The organism is Microcystis sp. M53598_WE2 (assembly GCF_030067735.1).
Classification (GTDB): Bacteria; Cyanobacteriota; Cyanobacteriia; order Cyanobacteriales; family Microcystaceae; genus Microcystis; species Microcystis aeruginosa.
Map to the genome: position 1 here is coordinate 1 of NZ_JASJFE010000536.1, position 6,001 is coordinate 6,001.

The following is a 6,001-nucleotide window of genomic DNA, read 5'->3' on the forward strand; positions in this document are numbered from 1 at the left end:
GTTGTCCCAGATCACCCCAAACTGGCAAAGGGAACTTTGCGTTCAATTATTAGAGACGCCGAGTTGAGCGTGGATCAGTTTATTACCTTATTATAAATATCCCCAGCACCGTTAGGTTAAGCACCGAGGTCCAGAAAACGGGTTTCCTAAAGAAACCCGTTTTCTCGGTTTCTTAACCCGTAATACTAAATCCAGTTATTGATTATTTAGGATTTGCTGAAAAACTTTTTGCCGCAAACCCTAACTATAGGCTCAAGCTCATTTTTTCACTAGCTTGGGCAACTCTCGAAAACGTTGGCGTAAACTCTCGATATTAGCCGATTTACCGCCATAACGCCAATCAACGTAGGCGCGAGCAATCTCCTCGATAATATTCGCCACTGGCGGCGGTTGGACGCTGCGGGCGGCGGCGGCGTATTCTAAAGGAGTTTGAGCGGGATGTTTGCCATAACCGGCTTCTGTTAAGATTCCTAACATTTGCTGGTATAAACGCTCGATTGGTGGTAGTTTTGCTAACTTGCGACTCCTACGCCAACGATGGAACTGTCCCCATCCTAACCAACCAGCGTAGGCGAAGACGACCCCGACTAAACCGCCGAGAATTCCCCCGAAAAGACTGCCGGAAATAAAGCGCCATAACCAGGTCAATAACTGACCGATAGTAACGATAACATTTTCCCAAATCAGACCGAGAAAACCCGTGACTGGGGAAGGCAACCATCCGGCTACCCATTGCCAAAATTGCTTGAGGACGCTAAAAGGTTCCGCTTGCTCAAAGGATGGGGGAATTAATTCGTGGCCCGGGATAGGATCGAAAGTGTACCAACCGTAACCAGGGAAAAACACCTCTGTGATGGCGTAAGCGTCCGTATTTTGGACAACATAAAAGCCAGTGAAAGGATTAAACTGGCCAGGGGCAAAACCGGTGGCTAATCGGGCAGGAATACCGATCGAGCGTAACATAATCGTTAACACGGTGGAAAAATGATCGGCGTAACCCCCCTGAAAACGAAACAAAAAGGCCGAGACTAAATCCTCATTTTTGGCTAAAAAGGGCAAATCGGTTTTTAATTCGTAGTTTTGCTTTAATGCTTGGGCCAAATATAGGGCCTTCTCGTAGGGAGAGGTTAACGGTTTGGGAGATTTGGCCAGCAATTCCTCGGTTTTTCGGCGGACTTTCGGGGCAATTTCGGCAGGAATTTGTAAATAATGCTTGAGAATAGACTTAGGGTAGGTTTCTGGAGCCGATCGCAGTTGGCTGCGATTGCGTTCCGGCACTTGTGAGATTACAGTATAAGTTAGCCCTTCTGCTAATCCCCCCGGCGACCTTAAGCTATTTTCTCGGTCCAAAGATACCTGTCGGGTAGGAAAAAAGAGAAACTGAGGCGAAGTAAGAGCAGGGATAATATTCGGTAAACTGGAGACAATGCTGTAGGTTTGGACTACCTGATGGGTTTTTGCTTGGGTTGCGGGTAGTGGCACAAAAAAGCGGTAGGACCAACTACTGCGATTTAAATCCTCTAATTCTTGATCTCGCGAGATTTGCCACCCTTGACCAGTATAGCGATCAAAGGCCATAGCCCGCCAGAATCCGGGGGCTTGGGAACGTACCCGCATGACTGTCTGGGGAGTCATACTTCCCCGCAAATTTTGGTTGATTTGGGGGTTAAAACCGTAATAAAAGGTAGAATCTAACTGTCCTGACCCTGTAGTGGGACTATTACCGCCATTTACGCCACCCTTCGCCGTTTCACCCTCGCGCACATAGCCGGGGTTAACGATTTGTCTGTCTCCCTGTTCAAAACCCTGATTTTCCATACCCTCGGGACTATTGACGGGAAAAGATTGAATTTGATAACCAGGAAAACGCGGCATCAGAGCAAAAATTGTCAATCCCAAGAGGAGAATTGTCAGAAAGAAAATCCCAAAACGTTTGGGAGAAAGGGGAGAATTTTGCGGGGAAACTAATTTTTTTGTGGCTAGATGCGGGGATTTCTTTGAGAAGAAAGGGAGACTCTGATTGAGATTATCTAAACCTAAACGAGAACGGTAGTCTAAAACTAGAGTAGGTAGGGATAAAAACAGAAAGAGGATTAACCAAGGCGCAAAAGCGAGGGTTTCGGAGATTGTCCCAGCGACTCCCAAGAGAATTAAACCGATTACCATAGAATACCCTAAATCTTTGCGTCGGGGCAGGTCAAAACTATGGAGAATTTGCAGTTGAATTAATAATTGTGTTAGGGCAATGCGACTATCCTGCATCGCAACGATATTACCCAAGAATAGCGCCAACACCACTAACATTCCGATCGCTATACAAAATTTTGCCCCGATATTGCGCTTTTTCCTGCGTCGCCAACTCCAGATTCCGCCGATAATACTGAGAGGAACAGCCCAAATACTGGTATAACTATCGGTAGCCACATCGGTGGCGATAATACCGACGATTACTAAAGCTTGCACCAGAATTCTTAAAATAATCGATTCCTCGGTTTCCGGCAAGGGAGAAGATTCTATCTTTTGCCAGAGGGTTTTTAAGGAAGGTCTTGGACGAGCGGCACTGCTAACCATAGGGTAAATTGGGAGAAGGACAAAGAAGTTAATTTTATATTTCCCAGTTCTAATCTCGATCGCTCCATGAGGTAAAGTGGATTTTAGATGTCAGGAGTCAGGATGCAGGAGACAGGAGAAGGGAGAGGTGAGCAGGGGAGATAAGGAGAAAAAAGCCGATAACTGATGACTGATAACTGATAACTGATGACTGATGACTGATTACTGATAACTGATAACTGATTACTGACCCATGATAGCCGTTACCAACCCTGAAATTTTACCGTTACTTCATCCCCTGATTGGACAATTAGCCACGGCAATTCTGTCCCACTGGGAAAATTATCTTGATTTGTCGCCCTTTGAGTTGCCGGAAGGTTTAGGCTATGTGGAGGGACGTTTAGAAGGGGAAAAATTAATTATCGAGAATCGCTGCTATCAAACTCCCCAGTTCCGCAAAATGCACCTAGAATTGGCTAAACTGGGCAATGGTTTGGATATTCTCCACTGTGTCATGTTCCCCCGTCCAGAATATCCGCTGCCGATGTTTGGATGTGATATAGTCTCCGGCAAAGCGGGAATCAGTGCCGCTATTGTGGATCTTTCTCCCACCAGTAGCGATAAAACTCTCCCTAGTGCCTATAATCAAGCTTTAGCGGCTTTACCTGCGGCCGATTTCGCCCAAGCTCGTGATTTACCGCCTTGGGGTCATATTTTCTCCCAATATTGTCTGTTTATTCGTCCCGAAACCGCCGCCGAGGAACGACAATTTTTACAAAGAGTTACAGATTTCTTGACAATTCACTGCAAATGTGCTAAGGAAAGTCAGCCTCTTTCCGGGGAAGAAGCGCGCATTTATTTACAGGGACAACGGGATTATTGTAGTCAACAGCAGAAAAACGATAAAACTCGGCGTGTACTAGAAAAAGCCTTTGGTTGGGAATGGGCAGAGCTTTATATGACGGGGGTTCTCTTCGATTTACCCGATTAAACTGAACTATCCCCTCCCCCCTTGCTCCTAGGGTTGATTCATCGTAGGGTTGATTCATCGTAGGGTTGATTCATCGTAGGGTTGATTCATCCTAGGGTTGATTCATCCTAGGGTTGATTCATCGTAGGGTTGATTCATCGTAGGGTTGATTCATCGTAGGGTTGATTCATCGCAGGGTTGATTCATGAATCAACCCTACCATTAGTATGGGGGGGAGCCGACAATTTTTAACACCTACCCACTTAATTTAGAGATTTTCTGCAACCTCATCGCTATTTTTCCCATTTTTGAACTCTCAAACCCTAATTAGGCCAGCAGTCTCTTGAAACTTAACAATATTAACAGACAAGGATAGGAAAATAATTGCTAGATTGATTTAGGTACAGTCAAATGTAACCGCGAGAACAAGAGAAAAAAGGCGGTTTTGCTAGGTAAAACCGTTAAAAGCCCTAGCTTAATTTCTCGATTCTGACGATTAAATAAATATTAAAACAGCCGATGAATCTAACGAACTTTCCTTGGTTAACTGCCATCATCCTTTTTCCCATCGTCGCCGCTTTATTGGTTCCCATAATTCCCGATAAAGACGGTAAAACCGTGAGATGGTTTGCTCTGACGGTGGGATTAATCGACTTTGCCCTAATTATCTACGCTTTCTATAGCAGTTACGATTTCGCTAATCCCAATCTGCAATTAGTGGAAAGTTACCAATGGTTGCCCGAAATTGACCTAAGATGGTCCTTAGGAGCCGATGGCCTCTCCATGCCTCTGATTATCTTAACGGGATTTATCACCACTCTGGCTATCTTAGCGGCTTGGCCGGTCACTTTTAAACCGAAACTATTCTACTTCCTGATGCTGTTGATGTACGGGGGACAGATTGCGGTGTTTGCCGTGCAGGATCTGTTACTGTTCTTCCTCGTCTGGGAATTAGAATTGGTCCCCGTCTATCTGATCCTCTCTATTTGGGGCGGTAAACGCCGTCTCTACGCGGCCACCAAATTTATCCTTTACACCGCCGGAGGCTCCCTATTCATCCTTGTAGCGGCGCTGACGATGGCTTTTTATGGCGATACCGTCTCCTTTGACATGGTGACTATTGCTGGCAAGGATTTCCCCCTGAAACTGCAATTATTCCTCTACGCCGGTTTCCTGATTGCCTACGGGGTAAAATTGCCGATTTTCCCCCTCCATACTTGGCTACCAGATGCCCACGGCGAAGCCACTGCCCCTGCCCATATGTTACTAGCGGGAATTTTGCTTAAAATGGGTGGTTATGCGCTCCTACGCATGAATATGGGGATGTTACCCGATGCTCACGCCGTTTTCGCGCCCGTTTTGGTGATTTTAGGGGTAGTTAATATTATCTACGCCGCCTTAACCTCCTTTGCCCAACGCAATCTTAAGCGCAAAATTGCCTATTCTTCCATCTCTCACATGGGATTTGTCCTGATTGGTATGGCTTCCTTTACCGATATTGGCACAAGTGGGGCGATGCTACAGATGATTTCCCACGGACTGATTGGGGCGAGTTTATTCTTTATGGTCGGTTGTACCTACGATCGCACCCATACCCTGATGTTAGACGAGATGGGCGGTGTCGGCAAGAAAATGAAGAAAGTTTTTGCCATGTGGACTACCTGTTCCCTCGCTTCCCTGGCTTTGCCCGGGATGAGCGGTTTTGTGGCGGAATTAATGGTATTTATCGGTTTTGCCACCAGTGATGCCTATAGTCCCACTTTCCGCGTCATCATCGTCTTTTTAGCGGCTATCGGTGTCATTCTCACCCCGATTTATCTCTTGTCCATGTTGCGAGAAATTCTCTACGGGCCGGAAAATAAGGAATTAGAAGAACACCATGCCCTAGTGGATGCGGAACCCCGGGAAGTCTTTATCATCGCTTCTCTATTAGTGCCAATTATCGGCATTGGACTCTATCCCAAAGTGGCGACGACGATTTACGATGCTACTACCAATAAATTAACCGCCCTAGTGCGTAATTCTGTCCCCAGTTTAGTGCAACAGGCAAAGGCAAAAACCCCCAGTTTCTCCCTTTATTCCCTAAAAGCCCCCGAAATCTAAGGAGTTATCAGTTATCAGTTATCAGTTACCAGTTACCAGTTATCAGATTTGAGTTTTAAGTGAGCAGTATTAAATCCCACTTTCCGCACTTCTTAACATTCAATTGATAATTTTTACTAATATTAGATCCGGTTATTAAAGAATGATTATTTATTCTCCCTTTTGCCTTTTGCATGAGTAGAAAACGGGTTTCTCGGAGAAACCCGTTTTCTGTGCGTTACTCAACGGATTTAGTATTATTATACTTTTAATTGATTGTGTCATTATTTTAATGCGATCGCTAACGAGTACAGCCTGGAGAATTATCAGAATTAGTCCCCACTGGAGCAATCGCGCCCAAAGAAGATTAGGCGGTCGCAACGCGCTCGCTACGCGAGA

Annotated in this window: 4 protein-coding genes; 3 read left to right on the forward strand and 1 reads right to left on the reverse strand. The window is 45.6% G+C overall.

What is annotated here, in order from left to right:
* A partial coding sequence (locus PX636_RS22880) for a type II toxin-antitoxin system HicA family toxin (RefSeq protein WP_502882876.1) occupies positions 1–96 on the forward strand: 96 nt, incomplete at its 5' end.
* 162 nt (positions 97–258) lie between these two features.
* Here the strand turns inward: PX636_RS22880 and PX636_RS10925 are convergent.
* On the reverse strand, positions 259–2,571 hold the full coding sequence (locus PX636_RS10925; protein ID WP_288117167.1) for a transglutaminase TgpA family protein: 2,313 nt from the start codon (positions 2,569–2,571) through the stop codon (positions 259–261).
* 232 nt (positions 2,572–2,803) lie between these two features.
* On the opposite strand from PX636_RS10925, the gene PX636_RS10930 reads away from it, so the two are divergent.
* Positions 2,804–3,541 carry a phycocyanobilin:ferredoxin oxidoreductase gene (locus PX636_RS10930; protein ID WP_287664201.1) on the forward strand — a complete coding sequence of 246 codons (738 nt, stop codon included), beginning with the start codon at positions 2,804–2,806 and terminating at the stop codon, positions 3,539–3,541.
* A 498-nt stretch (positions 3,542–4,039) separates the two neighbouring features.
* Entirely contained in the window at positions 4,040–5,623 is a 1,584-nt protein-coding gene (ndhD1, locus tag PX636_RS10935) for a photosynthetic/respiratory NAD(P)H-quinone oxidoreductase subunit D1 (RefSeq protein WP_012264249.1), read from the forward strand.
* Positions 5,624–6,001: the final 378 nt, after the last annotated feature.